This is a genomic window from Streptomyces sp. NPDC028368, from assembly GCF_055565615.1.
Genome location: NZ_JBVHTY010000006.1, coordinates 122,319 through 139,389, shown reverse-complemented (window position 1 = coordinate 139,389; position 17,071 = coordinate 122,319). Strand labels below are relative to the sequence as shown.

Below are 17,071 nucleotides of genomic sequence, written 5' to 3'. Positions count from 1 at the left end.
CCGTCCTCGCACGGGGTGAGCAGCCACGCCAGGCGGCGGGCGGAGGCCTCCCAGCTCCACTGCTCACCCACCCACCGCCGTCCGGCCGCGCCCATCAGGGCCGCCCGCTGCGGTGACCGCAGCATCCGCACGACGGCATCGGCCACCTGCCGCACCTCCCGGCCGTCGACCACCTGCCCCGTCTCCCCGTCGCGTACGGCGTCGGGCGCCCCGCCGGAGTCCCCCGCGATCACCGGCAGCCCGCTCGCCGCCGCTTCGAGATAGACGATGCCCAGCCCCTCCGCCTCCAGCCCCCACTTCCGGGTGCGGCACGGCATGGCGAAGACATCGGCGGCGGCGTAGTACTCCGCGGTCCGGGCGTGGCCGATGCCGCCGGTGAAGACCACGGACCCGGCTGCGCACCTGCCGGCGAGCCGGCGCAGCCGCCGCTCGTGGGGGCCTTTGCCCACCACGACCAACACCGCTTCGGGCACGGCCTGTTGCACCAGCGGGAGCGCGCGGATGAGGGTGTCCTGGCCCTTGCGGGCGACCAGCCGCGAGACGCAGAGGATGATCCGCTTCCCGCCGGGCGCGGCGGCTTCCCGGGGGCGGAAGTCCTGGAGGTCGACCCCCGGCACCAGCCGGCGCAGCGTCGCCCGCGGGCCCAGCGCCGGAGCGATGCGGTCGCGGGTGTACCGGCCCAGGTACGTGACGACATCCACGCTGTCGCCGATCCGCCGCAGGATCCGGCGGGCCCCGGGCAGCCGCGCCCACCAGATCTCGTGGCCGTGTGTGGTGGCAACGATCCGCCGTATCCCGCCGCGCCGCAGCGCGGGCGCCATGTATGCGAGCGGCGCCGCGGCACCGAACCAGACCCGGTCACAGCCGTGGGCGCGGGCGGTCGCGAGGGCCTGCCGGGTGACGCGAGGGGTCGGCAGCAGCATCCGGCCGGGGTCGCGGACCACCGGGAACGGCAAGGTGGCGTCGTACTCCGCCGCCCCCGGTTCACCGGAGGTGTAGACGACGACACCTTCGCCCGGCAGTCGCGTGGCCATGGCGTGCACAAAGGTCTCTATGCCGCCCTGGCGGGGCGGGAAGTCGTTGGTGATGACAAGGGTCTTGCCGGTGCCGCCGGCGAGAGGCGCGGCGGGCCGGGACACCCGCACCTGCCGGGGGCTGCCGGCCGCCGCCCGCGTCCACACCACCAGCACCAGGGGCAGCGCGAGATAGCCGAACCGGCCGGCGGGCGCCAGCGCAAAGGCCAGGCACAGGCCGAGCGCGAGCCGGTCGGCGGCCGCCACCGCACCGGCCGGCGGACGCCGCACGAGCGATACGGCGACCGCGAGCCCCGCGCAGGCCAGCAGCCCCACCGCCAGGTACCAGCCGCCGGGCACGTGGTCCGCGAGCAGCCGGCCCGGGAGCGGGCTGCGGGCGGGGGTCGCCACCTCGGCCCGCCCGGTGGGGAAGGCCAGGACCTGCTGGAGCATGACGCCGGGTGACCGCAGGGCCCAGGGCGCGATCGCCAAGGCCGCACCGCCCACCGCGGCGCCCGCGCACCGGAGCGCCGCCCGCCTGCCGTAGCAGCACGCCAGCAGCGCCACGGCGACCGGAACCGCGGGCCACGCCGTCCACTTGAGGGCGCACCCGGCCGCGAGCGCCGCACCCGCCAGGAGGGGCCGCCCGCGGGCGGCCCAGGCCAGGCCGAGGCAGCACAGTCCGGTCAGCGGGAGGTCCACGCCGCTCACGCACAACGGCAGCGCCACGACGGGCGAGGCGGTCAGGGCCGCCGCGGCCGCGCCGTACCCCTGGCCGCCGCCGTCCCGGCGCAGCACCCTCCGGCCCGCCCACAGGCATCCGAAGAACGCCGCCGCGCACCAGATACGGGCGTCACCCAGGACACTTGCGCCCAGCACCGCCCGGGGTATGCCGAACAGCGCCATGCCGGGCAGGTAGGGCGTGTAGTCCCCGACGCCATGAGGGTGCGTCAGGTACGGGGTGCCGCGCTCCAGCAACAACGTCCCGGAACGCTCGATCACCGCGACCTCGCTCTGCCCCAGTCCGGTCAGCACGAGGTACAGCAGGGGAAGGACGACGGCCGAGGCGAGCGCGATCAGCGCCGGAACCGGCACCCTGGCACCCGTACGCGGCAGGCAGCAGACGGCAACCGCCGCGCAGAGATAGCCGGCCGCGGCGCTCAGCCCCCACAGCCGATGGGTCTCCAGGGAAGAAAACAGCGGGAAGAACGCGGCCCACACTGCGGCGGCCAACCACCCGAGGCACTGGAAGGAACGAGGAATGCTCACCCTGCCATTGCAGTCGCGGGGCGGGCGCAGGTCATGACGGCCAGGTCGAGGATGTGCGGTCGGGTTTTCCCTACCCCGCGGCCGCCTGCGCGTCTCATGAACCAAGACCGTTCAGTCCGTCTCTTGACTGCCCCCCGCCCCGGCCATGAGAGTGCCGCTCGTGCAGAGTGACGAAAGATCAAGTGACGAGAGATCAGTGAAGACAACGGCGCCTGATACGGCGGAGGAAGCGGACCGGGGCGGCGGCGAAAGCCTGCGCCGGGTGGCGGTCGCCTCGTTCATCGGGACGGCCATCGAGTTCTACGACTTCTACATCTACGGGACGGCCGCCGCCCTCGTCCTCAACCAGGCGTTCTTCCCGACACTCGCCCCGGTCACCGCCACCCTGGCCTCCTTCTCCACCTATGCGGTGGCGTTCGCGGCGCGGCCGCTCGGCTCGGTGATCTTCGGGCACTTCGGGGACCGGGTGGGGCGCAAGTCCGTACTGGTCGCCTCGCTGCTGCTGATGGGCCTGTCCACGGCCTTCGTCGGGCTGCTCCCGGGCTACGGCACGCTGGGCATCTGGGCGCCGCTGCTGCTCATCGCGCTGCGCTTCCTGCAGGGGCTCGGCCTGGGCGGCGAGTGGGGCGGGGCGGCGCTGCTGGCGGTCGAGCACGCCCCGAAGAAGCGCCGCGGACTGTATGCCGCCTTCCCCCAACTCGGGCCGTCCGTGGGGTTCTTCGCGGCGACCGGAGTGTTCTGGCTGCTGTCCGCCGGGCTCGATGACGCGGCGTTTCGTTCGTGGGGCTGGCGGGTGCCGTTCCTGCTGTCGTTCCTGCTGGTCGGCGTCGGACTGTTCGTCCGGCTGAAGATCAGCGAGACGCCGGTGTTCGCCAAGGTGATGGACGCCCAGAAGGCCAGTAAGGTCCCCGCCGTCGACGTCTTCCGCCGGCATCCGCGCGAACTCCTGCTGGGCGCGGGCGGCATGATCATCGCGTACGGCCTCTTCTACACCGCGACGACCTACTGCCTCGCCTACGCCACCGGCACCCTGGGCATCTCCCGCAACACCATGCTGGCCCTCTCCCTCGTCGCCTGCCTCTTCCTGGCGGCCGGCACCTGGCTGGCCGCCACCCGCTCCGACCGCGCCGGCCGCCGCAAGCTGGTCCTGATCGGCTGCGTCCTGGCGGCGGTGTGGCCCCTCTTCCCGCTCCTGGACACCGAGCAGCCGGTGCTGATCGCGCTCGGCATCGGCGGCGCGCTGTTCTGCATGGGCCTGGTGTACGGGCCGATGGGCGCGTATCTGCCGGAGCTGTTCGGCGCCACGGTGCGCTACTCGGGCGCCTCGCTGGCGTACAACCTGGGCGGTGTCCTGGGCGGTGCGGTGGCGCCGCTGGTCGCCACCCGGCTGCAGTCGGCGTTCGGCTCTTCGTCGGTGGGCTGGTACGTCAGCGCCATGGCGGTCATCTCGCTGGTGTGCGTCCTGGCGCTGCCGGAGACCCGGGAACGCGAGCTGACCTGAGCCCGGCGGCCGGTGTCGGCGGGCTGTCGGCGGCGTACGCGAGGGTGACCCCACCGAGGTGCGCGGCCGCGGGCCGGTGCTCGTGCTGATACACGGCGGCGCCGGGGCGGCGGGCACGCGGGCTACGTGGAGGACGGCGACGGTTTCGCCGCCCGGCTGGTGCAGCTGCTGGGGGACGGCGCGCTCACGCCCTGAGCCACCACCGCTCGCTCCCCCAGGACAGCGCTTCCCAGAGGCGGTTGAGGGGGTGCGCGGGGCCGTACGAGTCCCGCTCACCCCGCCGGGTGAAGACCCCGACCAGCACCTCGGTCCTGGGCCCCACCTCGCCGACGATGTCCAGCGTCCGCAGACCCCCGGCCTCCGGCAGCCGGCCGTCCGCCGCCGCCTCGCCGATGCCGCGGGTGACCAGCATCGCACCGCTCACCACACCCGAGCGCAGCAGCTCGAAGCCGTAGTGCGCGGCCTCTATCTCCGCCGCGACGGTGAGCTTCTGGCGGTAGTCGGGGCCGTACCAGGAGGTCAGGAAGCGGCCGATCAGCCCGCGTGCGGAGATCACCAGCGGCAGGGCGGGCAGGTCCCGGGCACCGAAGGAGCCGCCGGGGAGGCGTTCGGGCGGCAGATTCGTGAGCAGGGACAGGCCGCTGCGCCGCCACTCCATCACCTCGTACGGTGCCAGCTGTTCCTTCTCCTGGCCCTCCGTCACCACGACGCTGCCGCAGACCACGTCCAGCTCCTTGGAGCGCAGTTTGGTGAACACATCGCCGGTGCGGACGTGGGTGACCTTGAGGTCGACGTTGTCGCGCTCGTACTCCTCGCTGACGCGCTCCACGGCGTCCAGGAGGAAGCCGAGGGTGTAGCGGGTGGTGCCGACGGACAGCGTCCGGCCCAGGCGCCGGCGGGCGTCGTGCACACCGTCCGACCAGTCGCCGAGCGTGCGCCGCGCCAGGTCGACGAGCGCCTCGCCGGTCGCGGTGAACAGGGCGTCGCGTCCCCGCCCCTGTTTGAGCACCAGTTCCTCGCCGCACAGGGCGGCGAACGTACGGTTCATCGTGTCCAGCTGCTTTTGCACGCTGGACTGTTCGCGGCCCAGCCGGCGGGCGGCGCCCAGCGCGGTGCCTTCCTCCCGAACGGTGATCAGCGTGCGCAGCTGGTCCATGGTCATATCGAGCAGCTCCGCCGGATACCGCTGCGGACCTTCTAAGGCCATGCGCCCCTTCTCGCTTTCCCACTCCTCTTTAATTCACGGCAGTGCAGCATAGCCCTTATTTCAAAGCTGATCCCGAGTTCAGTCTGGATTATCTGGGGATTTCTTCCGGAAAATACTGGATGCGTTCCCGTACCCATGCAAAGGTCATGCCAATCCCGGTCAACCCATCATCTCTGCTAGGAGAGTTGAGCTCGTGAGCCATTCCCAGGTCGCGCCGCCGTACGGCGGAACCGAACCGACGGGCCGAGCGGCGAAGCGGCCCGGCACCCTTACCGCCACCGTGGTGGTATCGGTGCTCTCGGCGGTGTCCGCTTTTGTCGGCGCGATCATCGTCTTCGCCGGCGGAAAGGACCTCGCCGACCAGAACCTCAGGGATGCCCTGGTGAACCACCCGGAGCTGGCCGGGCAGTCCACGGGGACCTCCGCGTCCGAAATCAAGGAGTTGGTGGGCGGGAGCCTTTGGACGGCGCTCGTCGAAACGCGGGCCGACTCCCTGACGGCCCGTGCGGTATTCGTCGTCATACTTGGCGCCGCCCTGCTCGTCTTCGGCCTGTGTGCCCGGAATGGGGCCACTTGGGCCCGCGTGCTCCTCACCATTTCGGCCGCGGTGGCGCTGTTGCCCCATATCCTCATCGCCGGCGATTACGAGCCCACGGCCGTCATGCTGACGAGCCTGGTCGCCATGCTCACCGCCGTGGTGGCGATCGTGGCCGGCTGGCTTCCGCCGAACGGCCGCTACGCAAAGCAGCTGAAGGCGCAGCGGCTGGGATAGTTCCCGGCCACGACCGCACGCAGGCCCCGGGCGCGCGCCCGGGGCCTGCGTCGTTTTTAGTCCGGCGGTCTCCTACCGGTGCGCCGGGAATTCCACCACCTGCTGATACGTCGGCCGGTTCTGCCAGCTGATGGTGTCGTGGGTCAGGCCGCCCACCGCGCGGTGGATGATCGCGTCCGCGCACCACTGGTCGCCGGCCTTGCAGCTGTCGTCGCCCGGGTAGACCTGCTCGGCGGTCTTCGCGTTCGCCTGCCGCAGGGTCTCCAGCAGCGTGTCCCGGCAGGCCGACAGATCGCCCTTGCCGCAGTACTTCACGGCGAGCGGGCCCTTGACCTTGTCGCCGAGCACCGAGCGCAGATCCTTGTCCGCGTAGCTCCACCAGCCGTACTGGAAGGCCGATCCGGCGTGTGCCCCGGTGGGGCCGTGGCCGGCCGACGGGGACTCGTCGATGGCAAGGTTGGAGGTCAGGGCCTGGTAGAGGTCACCGCCCAGGCCCGGCTTGAAGGTGGCCTCGATCATCAGCGGCCACCAGGCGTCCATCAGCCGTACGGCGTCGGAGTGGGCGTAGGTGTGCGAGCCCGCGGCGGTCTCGTGGCGCTGCGCGCCGTCCTTGCGCCAGGCCTCCAGCTGCTGCACGGCTTTCTGCAGTGCGGGGTCGGTGACGGGCTTGCTCCGCAGCACCCGCAGCATCTCGGGCAGGACGTCCTCGCCGCGCAGATCGGTGACCGCGGCCTCGGACATCGCCCGGGTCAGCGAGGCCCGGGTCACCCCGCCCTCCTTGGTGAGCGCGCGCACCCGGTCGTCCAGCAGATTGGCCCGGTGCACCGAGCCGTTGCCGAAGCCGGCCGAGTCGTAGTCCTTGGCCTGCTTGTTGTTCCAGGAGATGTAGTAGTCCTGGTCGACGGACTGCGGGTGCTGGGCGGGCGGGGTGTAGTCGGTGGTGTTGGTCGCGGGGTCGTAGCCCTTCCAGGCGTAGGCCGGGTCCGCCTTGATCGGCAGCGCCGGGTCGACATCGGGACTGCGGACCGGGTTGAGGCCGCTGTTGTAGTACGCGATGTCGCGGGAGTCGGCGTAGAACCAGTTGAAGGCGTAGCCGATGTGCTGGGCGGCCTTCTTGAAGGTCGTGGCGTCGTGGACGTACGACGGGTCGTTGAGCATCTGGAAGCCGATGATGGAGTCGGCCTCGTGGCGGTAGGTGGAGCGCAGCGCCGTATAGGCGACGGGCCTGCCCTTGACGGTGGCGCGGTGGGTGACGGTGCCCCACTTGGTGCGGAAGACCTGCATCCGGTACGAGCCGGCCGCCGTCGGGTCGGCGATGGTCGGCTTCCAGGAGTTCGTCCGCTCCAGCTTCTCCATGGGGACACAGGCACCGTGGTAGCGGTACGACGTCGAGTCCTTGGTGGGCCTGGAGCCGTCCGCGTTGCACAGGTCGACGGCGTAGGTGTCGGTGATGTCCTGCCCGGCCGAGGTGGCGCTCCAGGCGTAGTCCTGGCCGCGGCCCAGCTGGATGTACATCCCCACGCCCGCGAAGGAGGCGCCGCGGGCACTGATGCCCGGTCCCTGGATCTCCTGGAGCATCAGCAGCTGGGGCGCGAAATAGCCGGTCTGCGGGCCGAAGACGGCGACCGGGTTCCCGCCGGCGGTGTGCTTGCCGGAGACCAGCAGGGCGTTGGACATACCGCGGTGCTGGGTCGGGTTGAAGCTCCCCTTGGGCAGCACCCCGTCCTTGAACAGCCCCTCGAGCTTCCGGTACTTCTTCGGGGCCTCGACCGGGTCCTGCGGCGCCTGCTTCGCCTTGGAGGCGGCGGCGCCGGTGCGGTCGAAGACCAGCGGCTCGGGGGTGACCGAGCCGCGGTCGGGCAGCGCGGTGCCCTTGGCCTTGTCCGGTTTGACGGCGTAGGGGAAGCTCTGGCCGTTGTGCAGGGTCTTGGCGGCCTCGGGGTCGTTGCGCTCGCGGAAGGACTCCCAGACCTCGGTGCCCTTCTCGACGCCGTACTTCTGCTGGGCGGAGAGCAGCGCGAGGGCCGAAGGCACCTCTCCGCCACCGCCGTTGCCGAAGAGCCCGCCGACGACGGAGGCCAGGGCTATCAAGTCGGTGAGCTTGAAGGGCTTGATCTCACCGGCGTTGGTGATGGCGTTGATGTGTCCGGTCAGGACGTACTCGCCGGGGAAGTAGCGGCCGTTCTTGGACTGTTCGCGGTAGGCGTTGATGCCGTCGACGTACGCCTGGGCGTCCGCCATGGCCTGCTTGCCGCGCGCCCCGTTGTGGTCCCGGATGTTGTCGACCTGCTTTTGCAGGTCCTCCTCGGTGTACGGGGCCTGCGGGAAGAACTGCTGCTCCAGGCCCTGGTTGGCGGGTGCGCCGCCCGCGAAGGAGGTCAGTTCGCCGCGGCCGATGTGGCGGAAGAGGTCCATCAGCCAGAGCCGGTCCTGGCCCGCGGCGTAGCCGGCGCCGAACTCGGTGCCGTAGCGGGTGGTGCCCTTGATGTGCGGCACGCCGGTCTTCTTGTCGCGGGTGATGGTCACATCGTCGCGCGGCGCGGAGACCTTGCCGACCTGGTCCTTGGGGACGCCGAAGGAGGCGTCGTTGAAGAACTGGGTGAGCGTGTCGTCGGTGAGCGACTGATAGCCGCTCGACAGCGCGCCGTACGGGCCCAACTGGTCGGTGGAGTGCGGGGGGTGGGTGCCGAACAGCTTGTTGCCGAGGATCTGCACCAGGGTGGCATTGCCGGTGGCGCCGGGCGGCAGGATGTCGGCGCACTGCCCCTGGCAGTAGTCGTCGGTGTCGTTCGGCGCGGTCGCGGCCGCGGTGGGGGGCGGTGCCAAGAGCGTGGCACCCAAGGCGAACAGGGCTGCCACGGCGGCAGTCCTGAGCCTTCCGGTACGTCGTCGCATTCCTGCTCCTCGAGGAGGGGCCCCCTGCCCTTCGAGAGCTTGGGGGAAGGTGGGCGGGACGTTACCGGCGGTTACTCGCGGCCGGAAGATGAACAACAGTCACCTTTTCGAATTCCCCACAGAAGATCGGCTACCGGGAACCGGCAGGACGGCCGAACCCGCACGAAAGTTCGATGGATCCAGGCGGCGATCGGATACGTCCCTTCCCTGTCCAGTCGGGTCCTCCCCACGGAGGTGGGATGAAATTGGCCGGTTTCAGAGCTCTCGCGGAACAGGTCCGCAATCCACGGCTCGTGGCCGCTCAGCGGCGTACGGCACTGCGCAAATGCCTGGAACGCTTCGCCCCCTACGGGCATCGGGCGACCTGGCACCATCTGTGCACCCGGGTCGGCATCGCGGACCACGACCGCAATCCCGACCCCGAGCGGCTGGTGGACGCGCTGGCCGAACTGGAAGAGGCGCGCAGCCTCTGGCTGGCGTACGAGCAGGAGTTCGCCGCCCGGCGGCGCAGGGAGAAGCACGACGGCATCCGCCAGCCGAGCGCGATCGACGACTGGCACCGGCGCACCTGGGGCGGCTGCGACATCGTGCCGTGCGAGTCACCGCAGCGGCATCCGGCGGCCCGGCTCGCGGTGGTGCTGCGCAGCATGATCGCGGCGATGGAGTCGGGGCGGCCGCGCCGGGACTGCCCGGTGTGCGGCGGGACGCGCTTCGCCTGGCTCCCCGCCTCCGCCAACTGCCCGGCGTCCGGCCCGGCCTGCCGCCAGTGCGGCGTGGTGGCCCCGGCGTCCGTCCTGACCTCGGAGGCGCTGACGGCGGCGGGCCACCGGGCCGGCGATGCGGGGGCGTTCGCCGCGGCGTGAGGACCGCGCGCCTGCGGTCCGGGCGTCGTCAGACCCCCGTGTCACGATGGGGACATGATTCAAGTCTGCCTCAACGGCCCCCGAACCGCCGCCGATTCGGCGGCGGTGCCCATGACACCGGCCGCGCTCGCCGAGGCCGCGCGGCAGGCGGTGGCGGCCGGTGCCCAGGACGTCCACGTCCATCCGAAAACCCCCTGCGGCCAGGATTCGCTCTCGCCCCGAGTGGTGGGCCCGGCGCTGGAGGCCATACGGGCGGTGGTGGATGTCCCGGTGGGCGTGACGACCGGCGCCTGGGCCGAGCCGGACGCCGCGCGCCGGGCGGAGCGCGTCGCGTCCTGGACGGTGCTGCCCGACCACGCCTCCGTCAACTGGCATGAACCAGGCGCCGATACCGTCGCGGCGGCCCTGCTGGAGCGCGGTGTCGGGATCGAGGCCGGGCTGTGGGCGGGCACGGAAGCGGCGGCGCGGTTCGCCCGCTCCCCGCACGCGCCGCGGGTCCTGCGGATCCTGGCCGAGGTCATCGGCAGCGACGCCCCGTCGGCGCCCGCAGCCGCCCGCACGCTGCTGGCCGCGCTGCCGGCGCACGGCCGCCCCGTCCTCCTCCACGGCCATGACGACAGCACCTGGACGGTGCTGCGGATAGCCGGCGAACTGGGCCTGGACACCCGGATCGGCATCGAGGACACCCTGCTGCTGCCGGACGGCAGCCCGGTCCGCGACAACGCCCAGCTGATCCGGGCCGCCCTGGAGCTGTACGGCAGCGCGGCGGCGGGGCCCAGGCAGCAGGGGTGATTCCGGCGCGGCCGCGGCGCGAGCGGGTACCCGGCCTTCTTCCGGGCGGGTGCCCGGGAAGGTACGTTCCGCCCCATGCTCGCTCTCGACCGCTCCCGCATCGTGGCCCCTGCGGGATGGAGCCGCCGGCTCGTGGCACGTGCGGCCAACTCCAGGCGTGCACACGGATCGCCGAAAGCAACCTTCCCCAGCAGAAACCCGTTCCTTGAACCCAAACAACTGCTCACGTGACCGACCGGTAACAACGCTGGCCCGTACGGTCCGTGCCGCATCAGGGCGGCACGGACACCGCAGGAGAGGACGGACGTCCATGGCCGAACTGCACGATCTGACCGCGCTGGAGCAGGCCGAAGGAATCCGGTCCGGTGAGATCTCCCCCGTCGAGCTCACCGAGCACTATCTGGCACGGATCGACCGGCTGGACGACACCCTCGGCGCCTTTCTCACCCGTACGCCGGACATCGCCCGCAAACAGGCCGCGGACGCCGAGAGCGAGGCCGCCGCGGCCCGCCGGGAGGGCCGCGGACTCCCGCCGCTGCACGGTGTTCCGGTGCCGGTGAAGGACCTCAACCAGGTGGCGGGCGTGCGCTGCACCATGGGCTCGCGGGCGCTGGCGGAGTACGTCCCCACCGTCGACGACCATGTGGCCGGCAAGCTGCGGGCGGGCGGCACGATCCTGCTCGGCAAGACCAACACCCCCGAATTCGGGCTGCCCTGCTACACCGAGAACGGCCTGGCACCGGCCGCCCGCACCCCGTGGGATCTGGAGCGTTCGGCGGGCGGATCCAGCGGCGGCGCGGGCGCGGCGGTGGCCGGCGGCCTGGCGCCCGTCGCGCACGCCAGCGACGGCGGCGGCTCGATCCGTATCCCGGCCTCGGTCTGCGGGCTGTACGGCATCAAGCCCAGCCGCGGCCGGGTCAGCAGCGGCCCGCTGCTGCACGATGTGACGGGCCTGAGCACCTCGGGGCCGCTGGCCCGTACGGTTGCCGACGCGGCCGCGCTGCTGGACGTCCTGGCCGGCCCGATGCCGGGCGACCCGTACACGGCGCCGCCGCTGCCGCCCGGCGAGACGTTCACCGCGCAGGCCCGCCGCGACCCCGGCCGGCTGCGTATCGCCTGCCTGACCGGGGCGCCGATACCGGGCATCGACGTCCACCCCGACTGCCGCACCGCCACCACCGAGACCGCCGCACTGCTCGGTGAACTGGGTCACCAGGTCGAGGAGTTGACGCTCCCCGCCGACGACAGCATCCTCTACGCCTTCACCCGCGTCTGGTCGGTGATGGCCGCGAACCGTCCGGTGCCGCCGGAGGGCGAGGAGCTGCTGATGCCGCTCACCCGCTATCTGCGTGCCCGCGGCGCCGAGGTCTCCGGCAAGGACTTCGCGGGCGCGCTGTACGCGTTCCGGGCGCTCGCCCAGACCATCGCCGACGGCCTGATGCCGCCCGGCGGCTATGACGCGATCCTCTCGCCGACCCTGGCCGGGCCGCCGCTGCCCGTCGGGGCGCTGCGCAACGACGCCGACCCGCAGGCCGAGTTCGCCGCCATCGGCGCGTACACCCCGTTCACCGCGCTCTACAACGCCACCGGCCAGCCCGCGGTCAGCGTCCCGCTGCACTGGAACGCCGCGGGCCTGCCGATCGGTGTGATGCTCGGCGGCCGCTACGGCGAGGAGGCCACGCTGATCGCCCTCTCCGCCCAGCTGGAGCGGGCCCGTCCGTGGGCCGGCCGCAAGCCGTCCGTCTGGTGACGGGAGCCGCCGGGTCCGCCCTTGCGTGGGGCGGGCCCGGCGCTCATGTCTGTGGCATGCCGCAGCCGCCCTGGTCACCGGGTGCGCACACCGCGTCGCCGCCCGCGCTCCCGTGCTCGTCCACCGGGTCCTTGGCGGCCCGGTCGACCCGCAGCCGCCGCGCGCCCGGCCCCCGCTCGCCAAGGTTGTCGTAGGGGTTGGACAGCGCGCACTTCTCCAGCGAGAGACAGCCGCAGCCGATGCAGTCGGTCAGCCGGTCGCGCAGTTCGACGAGCTGGCTGATCCGCTCGTCCAGCTCGGTGCGCCAGACCTCGGAGAGCCGGGCCCAGTCGGCGCGGTTGGGCGTGCGCTCGTCCGGCAGCTCCGCCAGCGCGTCCCGGATCACCGCCAGCGGGATCCCGACGCGCTGCGCCGCCCGGACGAACGCGACCCGGCGCAGCGCCTCGCGGGTGTAGCGGCGCTGGTTGCCGGCCGTCCTGGTGCTGCTGATCAGCCCCTTGGACTCGTAGAAGTGCAGCGCCGAGACCGCGGCGCCGCTGCGCGCGGAGAGCTGGCCGACGGAGAGTTCATGAACCTTGTACGGAAGCTGGGGCACGGCTCAACCCTAGCCCGCGCGGTTCGCCCAGGCGTTGACAGTGGGTGCCCGCACTCCGCATGCTGAGCAAGCGCTTAGTAAGCGGCCCGGCACACAGGACGTCGTGCGGTACGGAGCCTGAGGAGGCAGACGGAGATGGCAGAGCCCCGAGTGTTTGCATCGGTCGACGAGCTGCGGGGAGCGGTCGGCGAGGAACTGGGCCCCGGTGACTGGCTGGAGGTCGACCAGAAGCGGATCGACCTGTTCGCGGACGCCACCGGCGATCACCAGTGGATCCATGTCGACCAGGAGAAGGCCGCGGCCGGCCCGTTCGGCACGACCATCGCGCACGGCTATCTGACGCTCTCGCTGCTGCCCGCCCTCGTACCGCAGCTGATGCGGGTCGACAACGTGACGATGGGCATCAACTACGGCACCAACAAGGTGCGTTTCCCCGCCACCGTCCCGGTCGGCTCGCGGCTGCGCGCCAGGGCGAAGATCGCCGAGGTGAGCGAGGTGAAGGGCGGCGTGCAGCTCACCACGCTCGTGACGATCGAGCGCGAGGGCGGCGACAAGCCGGTGTGCGTCGCCGAGTCGGTCAGTCGCTTCTACCTGTAGTGGTGCCGCCCTTGGCGGTAACGGCGGCACCCACCATCCGCAGCACGAGGTCGGCGTAGAGCGCGCCGACCTCGGCGGGGGTGCGCGGGCCGTCCACCGAGAACCAGCGGGCGACGTCGACGCACAGGGACAGCACGGCCAGGGTCGTGCCCGGTACGTCGTCGGCGCGGAATTCGCCGCTGTCCGCGCCGTCCTGGATGATGCCGCGCAGCAGCCGGTCGGTACGGCGGCGCAGATCGGTGATCTCGGCGTAGTGGTCCGCGCTCAGCGCCTGGAGTTCGTACTGGATGACCCGGGCGGTGGTGTGGTGCTCGGCGTGCCAGCGGGCGAAGGTGCGTACCGCGTCGGCGAGCCGCTCGGTGGCGGTGCCCTCGGCCTCGGCGGCGGCGCCCATGATGCGCAGCGCCTTCTCGTGGCCGATGCCGCTGATGCGGTAGAGCAGTTCTTCCTTGGTCTTGTAGTGGATGTAGAGCGCGGCGGGGCTCATGCCGGCCCGGCCGGCGATGTCACGGGTGGTGGTGGCGTGGTAGCCGCGTTCGGCGAACGCCTCGACGGCGGCGCTGACCAGCCGTCGCGCGGCGTCCGGGGTCACCCCGGCCCACTCCGCGTTCTCCTCTTTCGCGCGCTCCGCCGCCGCACCCATCGCGTACCCCGCTCCTCGATCCGCCAGGGACGTTCCCCTGACGGATCGAACACCATACCGCGCCGCTGAGCAAGCGCTTAGCGGCACGGTGCGGCGCGGGCCGGATCCCGCCCAGGAGCGTGTCAGAAGGCGGAGACCCCCGTCAGCGCCCGTCCGATGACCAGCTTCTGTATCTGGCTGGTGCCCTCGTAGAGGGTCATCACCCGGGCGTCGCGCAGCAGCTTGCCGACCGGGTATTCATCGATATAGCCGTAACCGCCGAAGACCTGAAGGGCGTTGTTGGCGGCGCGCACCGCGGCCTCGGAGGCGAACAGCTTGGCCTTGGACGCCTCGGTGGCGAACGGCTCGCCGCGGTCGATCAGATCGGCCACCCGCCAGGTCAGCAGTCGCGCCGCATCCACATCCACCGCGATATCGCTGATCAGCTCCTGCACCAGCTGGTGCCGGGCGATCGGCTTGCCGAACTGCTCGCGCTCGCCGGCGTGGCCGAGCGCGGCGTCCAGGGCGGCCCGGGCGATGCCCACGCACCCGGCGGCGACCGACATCCGGCCCTTGGCCAGCGCGGACATCGCCACCGAGAACCCCTTGCCCTCCGGCCCCAGCATCGCGGACGAGGGCACCCGTACGCCGTCGAGCACCAGCTCGGCGGTGGCCTGGCCGCGCAGCCCCAGCTTGCCGTGGATCTCGCGGCGCTCCAGCCCGGGGGTGCCGGCCGGCACGAGGAAGGCGCTGATGCCCTTGTGGCCGGGCGCGCCGCCGGTGCGGGCGAAGAGCAGGACGACCTCGGCCCAGGTGCCGTTGGTGATGAACATCTTGGCGCCGTCGATGATCCAGTCCCCGCCGGGGCCGCCGTCACGGACCGCGCGGGTGGTGAGGTTCGCGGCGTCGGATCCCGTGCCCGGCTCCGTGAGCCCGAAGCAGCCGACCGCCTCGCCGGACGTCAGCCGCGGCAGCCACTCCCGCTTCTGGCGCTCGTCGCCCCAGGAGGCGATCGTCTTGGCCACCAGCCCGAGAGAGACCGAGACGATGCCGCGCACGGAGGAGTCGCCGCGCCCCAGCTCCTCGGTGACCAGGGCGTACGAGAGATGGTCGCCGCCGCTGCCGCCGTATTCCTCGGGGACGGTGAGCCCGAGGAAGCCCACCTCGCCGAGTTTCTTCACGATGCCGCGGTCGACCTGCTCCGCGCGGTCCCAGGCGGTGGCGTGCGGGGCGACCTCGCGGTCGACGAAGTCCTTGGCGAGCCGCCGTACCGCGGTCTGCTCCGCACTGAGCTCCAGGTTCATCGAGGGCTCCCTGTCGACGAGAACAGTTAATTAGCAGTGCTAGTTTTCTTGGGGCGGCCTCTACTATGTGCGTCATGGCCCGACCCCGCAAGCCCCTTCTGAGCCGCGAGCGCATCGTCACCACGGCGCTGGCACTCATCGACGCGGAAGGGCTGCCGGCGCTCTCCACCCGGCGTCTCGCGGCGGAGCTGGGCGTGAGCGGGCCCTCCCTCTACAACCACTTCACGACCAAGGACGAGATCCTCGACGCGGTCGCCGACACCGTCATCGCCAAGGTCGACGTGTCGACGTTCCGGACGGGCGGGGACTGGCGGGCCGGGCTGCTGGACTGGGCCCGCTCCTACCGCGCGGCGCTCGCCACGCATCCGCACATCGTGCCGTTCCTGGCCCAGGGACCCGGCCGCCGCCCGGCCGGGCTGAAGATGGCCGACGCGGCGTTCGGCGGCATGGTCGAGGCAGGCTGGCCGCCGGCCCAGGCCACCCGGATCTGCGCGATGGTCCGCTACTTCGTGGCGGGCTCCGCCCTGGGCTCGTTCGCCCGCGGCTTCGTGGACGACCCGGGCGCCTACGACCCCACCGCCTACCCGCACCTGGGTCAGGCCCACCTCCTGGCCGAGCACCAGCGCCAGGTGGACGAGGGCGCGTTCGAGACCGGCCTGCGGGCCCTGGTGGACGGCCTGGCGCTGCATCATCCGCAGCTCCTGCCGCCGCGGGATGCCTGACAAAGCCACCCGGATCACCGAGTGGTGGACACCCCCGCCGCATCACCGACATGCAGGTATACAGTGCACCGGCTTCTGGCGGGCAGAGGCCGATTGCCCTGCGGGAGGCGGCGTGCGCGAGTCGGGCACGGCCATCAACGGCTCTTTCCAGACACGTTACGGACGGTTCGTCATCGAGGTGCTGCGCGGCCAGGCGCAGGTCGATTTCCTGCCGAACGCGCTGACCGGTGTGGTGTTCTCGGTCGCGCTGTTCGCGGCGGGCTGGGAATTCGGCTTCTACGGGCTGATAGGCACGGCCGTCGGCACCGCCACCGCCCGCCTCCTCGGCGTGGACCGGGACCGGATCACCGCGGGCCTCGAGGGGTTCAACGCCTGCCTGGTGGCGGTCGCCTGCGCCGTGTTCCTCGGCGCCGCCCATCCCTCCACCGCCGTGCTCGCGCTGGGCGGCAGCACGGTGGTCACCGTCCTCACCGGCGCCACCGCGCGGATCCTGGCCACCTGGGAACTGCCCACCTTCACCCTGCCGTTCTGCGTCACGGCCAGCGCGATGACCATCGCCGCGCCCGGCTTCCAGCGGGTCTGGCACCAGGACGCGGGCCCGGCCGCACTCGCCCGGCCGGCCACCGGCCCCACCGCCCTCACCTTCACCGACCTCTGGCACGCGTTCTTCGCCGACATCGGCCAGATCTTCTTCATGCCGCAGTGGCACGTCGGCCTGCTCTTCCTGGTCGGCATCTTTGTCGCCGGCCGCCGGGCCGGGGCCCTGGCCTGCGTCGGCAGCCTTGTCGGCATCCTCACCGCCTGGGCCCTCGGCGCACCCGCCGAGCAGGTGGCCGACGGCACGACGGGCTACAACGCAGTGCTGGTCGCGATGGCGCTGTGCGGGGTGTTCCTCGTCGCGGACGCCTGGAGCCTGGCCTACGCGATCGTCGGCGCGGCGGCCGCGACCGCGCTCGGCCCGGCCCTGGCCGCGGTCTTCGCACCCTCCGGCGGCCACACCTTCACCTGGCCGTTCGTCCTGGTCTCGCTGGTCTTCCTGGCCGCGGCACCGGCGTTCCCGCGGCTGCGCAGGATCACGGGCTGACGGAGGCCGCCGCGCCGCACGGCGGGCCGGCAGCCGGATGGAGGCCGGCGCGACGAGCGACAGCACCATGATGTACGCGAGTTTT

13 protein-coding genes and 2 pseudogenes are annotated in these 17,071 nt (G+C 72.0%); 8 read left to right on the top strand and 7 right to left on the bottom strand.

Going from position 1 to position 17,071, the window contains the following annotated elements; genetic code table 11:
- Positions 1 to 11 precede the first annotated feature (11 nt).
- A pseudogene (locus tag ACZ4S3_RS15810) lies at positions 12 to 1,034 on the bottom strand (glycosyltransferase family 4 protein); the annotation flags it as partial.
- A gap of 231 nt (positions 1,035 to 1,265) precedes the next feature.
- Positions 1,266 to 1,919 (bottom strand): annotated as a pseudogene (locus ACZ4S3_RS15805) (glycosyltransferase 87 family protein); the annotation flags it as partial.
- A gap of 559 nt (positions 1,920 to 2,478) precedes the next feature.
- Between ACZ4S3_RS15805 and ACZ4S3_RS15800 the strand changes: the two are divergent.
- Positions 2,479 to 3,783, top strand: coding sequence for an MFS transporter (locus ACZ4S3_RS15800; protein ID WP_467933016.1), 1,305 nt, complete (start codon positions 2,479 to 2,481; stop codon positions 3,781 to 3,783).
- A 184-nt stretch (positions 3,784 to 3,967) separates the two neighbouring features.
- Here the strand turns inward: ACZ4S3_RS15800 and ACZ4S3_RS15795 are convergent, their stop codons facing one another.
- Positions 3,968 to 4,990: a LysR family transcriptional regulator gene (locus ACZ4S3_RS15795; RefSeq protein ID WP_467933012.1), complete on the bottom strand. Its 1,023-nt coding sequence runs from the start codon at positions 4,988 to 4,990 to the stop codon at positions 3,968 to 3,970.
- A 193-nt stretch (positions 4,991 to 5,183) separates the two neighbouring features.
- On the opposite strand from ACZ4S3_RS15795, the gene ACZ4S3_RS15790 reads away from it, so the two are divergent.
- Positions 5,184 to 5,762: a hypothetical protein gene (locus tag ACZ4S3_RS15790; protein ID WP_467933007.1), complete on the top strand. Its 579-nt coding sequence runs from the start codon at positions 5,184 to 5,186 to the stop codon at positions 5,760 to 5,762.
- A 72-nt stretch (positions 5,763 to 5,834) separates the two neighbouring features.
- Here the strand turns inward: ACZ4S3_RS15790 and ACZ4S3_RS15785 are convergent, their stop codons facing one another.
- The gene (locus tag ACZ4S3_RS15785; protein ID WP_467933003.1) at positions 5,835 to 8,657 is read right to left on the bottom strand and encodes a penicillin acylase family protein; all 2,823 of its coding nucleotides are present in this window, start codon (positions 8,655 to 8,657) and stop codon (positions 5,835 to 5,837) included.
- Between the two features lie 245 nt (positions 8,658 to 8,902).
- On the opposite strand from ACZ4S3_RS15785, the gene ACZ4S3_RS15780 reads away from it, so the two are divergent.
- The 3 genes from ACZ4S3_RS15780 (at position 8,903) to ACZ4S3_RS15770 (ending at position 12,062) form a co-directional block, all read left to right on the top strand.
- The gene (locus ACZ4S3_RS15780; protein WP_467934217.1) at positions 8,903 to 9,520 is read left to right on the top strand and encodes a hypothetical protein; all 618 of its coding nucleotides are present in this window, start codon (positions 8,903 to 8,905) and stop codon (positions 9,518 to 9,520) included.
- A gap of 54 nt (positions 9,521 to 9,574) precedes the next feature.
- Entirely contained in the window at positions 9,575 to 10,312 is a 738-nt protein-coding gene (locus ACZ4S3_RS15775; RefSeq protein WP_467932999.1) for a 3-keto-5-aminohexanoate cleavage protein, read from the top strand.
- 310 nt (positions 10,313 to 10,622) lie between these two features.
- On the top strand, positions 10,623 to 12,062 hold the full coding sequence (locus ACZ4S3_RS15770) for an amidase (RefSeq protein WP_467932995.1): 1,440 nt from the start codon (positions 10,623 to 10,625) through the stop codon (positions 12,060 to 12,062).
- A gap of 43 nt (positions 12,063 to 12,105) precedes the next feature.
- On the opposite strand, the gene soxR is transcribed toward ACZ4S3_RS15770, so the two are convergent.
- Positions 12,106 to 12,657, bottom strand: a complete 552-nt coding sequence (gene soxR, locus ACZ4S3_RS15765) for a redox-sensitive transcriptional activator SoxR (RefSeq protein ID WP_467932990.1) — start codon at positions 12,655 to 12,657, stop codon at positions 12,106 to 12,108.
- 135 nt (positions 12,658 to 12,792) lie between these two features.
- Here soxR and ACZ4S3_RS15760 point away from each other — a divergent pair, with 135 nt between their 5' ends.
- Complete coding sequence (locus ACZ4S3_RS15760; protein WP_467932986.1) at positions 12,793 to 13,254, top strand: MaoC family dehydratase; 462 nt, start codon at positions 12,793 to 12,795, stop codon at positions 13,252 to 13,254.
- On the opposite strand, the gene ACZ4S3_RS15755 is transcribed toward ACZ4S3_RS15760, so the two are convergent.
- Together ACZ4S3_RS15755 and ACZ4S3_RS15750 are read right to left on the bottom strand one after the other, a co-directional pair.
- Positions 13,235 to 13,897 carry a TetR/AcrR family transcriptional regulator gene (locus ACZ4S3_RS15755; RefSeq protein ID WP_467932981.1) on the bottom strand — a complete coding sequence of 221 codons (663 nt, stop codon included), beginning with the start codon at positions 13,895 to 13,897 and terminating at the stop codon, positions 13,235 to 13,237. The two genes, ACZ4S3_RS15760 and ACZ4S3_RS15755, sit on opposite strands and share 20 nt — an antisense overlap.
- Positions 13,898 to 14,019: 122 nt before the next feature.
- Positions 14,020 to 15,180 (bottom strand): acyl-CoA dehydrogenase family protein, encoded by a 1,161-nt coding sequence (locus tag ACZ4S3_RS15750; protein ID WP_467932976.1) that lies wholly within the window; start codon positions 15,178 to 15,180, stop codon positions 14,020 to 14,022.
- Between the two features lie 74 nt (positions 15,181 to 15,254).
- Between ACZ4S3_RS15750 and ACZ4S3_RS15745 the strand changes: the two genes are divergently transcribed.
- Together ACZ4S3_RS15745 and ACZ4S3_RS15740 are read left to right on the top strand one after the other, a co-directional pair.
- The gene (locus ACZ4S3_RS15745; RefSeq protein WP_467932972.1) at positions 15,255 to 15,902 is read left to right on the top strand and encodes a TetR/AcrR family transcriptional regulator; all 648 of its coding nucleotides are present in this window, start codon (positions 15,255 to 15,257) and stop codon (positions 15,900 to 15,902) included.
- A 112-nt stretch (positions 15,903 to 16,014) separates the two neighbouring features.
- Positions 16,015 to 16,986 (top strand): urea transporter, encoded by a 972-nt coding sequence (locus ACZ4S3_RS15740; RefSeq protein ID WP_467932967.1) that lies wholly within the window; start codon positions 16,015 to 16,017, stop codon positions 16,984 to 16,986.
- The last annotated feature ends 85 nt before the right edge of the window (positions 16,987 to 17,071 follow it).

Coding starts and splice junctions, on each gene's coding strand:
- ACZ4S3_RS15745 (WP_467932972.1), top strand. CDS start 15,255: ATGGCCCGACCCCGCAAGCCCCTTCTGAGCCGCGAGCGCATCGTCACC.
- ACZ4S3_RS15750 (WP_467932976.1), bottom strand. CDS start 15,180: ATGAACCTGGAGCTCAGTGCGGAGCAGACCGCGGTACGGCGGCTCGCC.
- ACZ4S3_RS15795 (WP_467933012.1), bottom strand. CDS start 4,990: ATGGCCTTAGAAGGTCCGCAGCGGTATCCGGCGGAGCTGCTCGATATG.
- ACZ4S3_RS15785 (WP_467933003.1), bottom strand. CDS start 8,657: ATGCGACGACGTACCGGAAGGCTCAGGACTGCCGCCGTGGCAGCCCTG.
- ACZ4S3_RS15770 (WP_467932995.1), top strand. CDS start 10,623: ATGGCCGAACTGCACGATCTGACCGCGCTGGAGCAGGCCGAAGGAATC.
- ACZ4S3_RS15775 (WP_467932999.1), top strand. CDS start 9,575: ATGATTCAAGTCTGCCTCAACGGCCCCCGAACCGCCGCCGATTCGGCG.
- ACZ4S3_RS15755 (WP_467932981.1), bottom strand. CDS start 13,897: ATGGGTGCGGCGGCGGAGCGCGCGAAAGAGGAGAACGCGGAGTGGGCC.
- ACZ4S3_RS15760 (WP_467932986.1), top strand. CDS start 12,793: ATGGCAGAGCCCCGAGTGTTTGCATCGGTCGACGAGCTGCGGGGAGCG.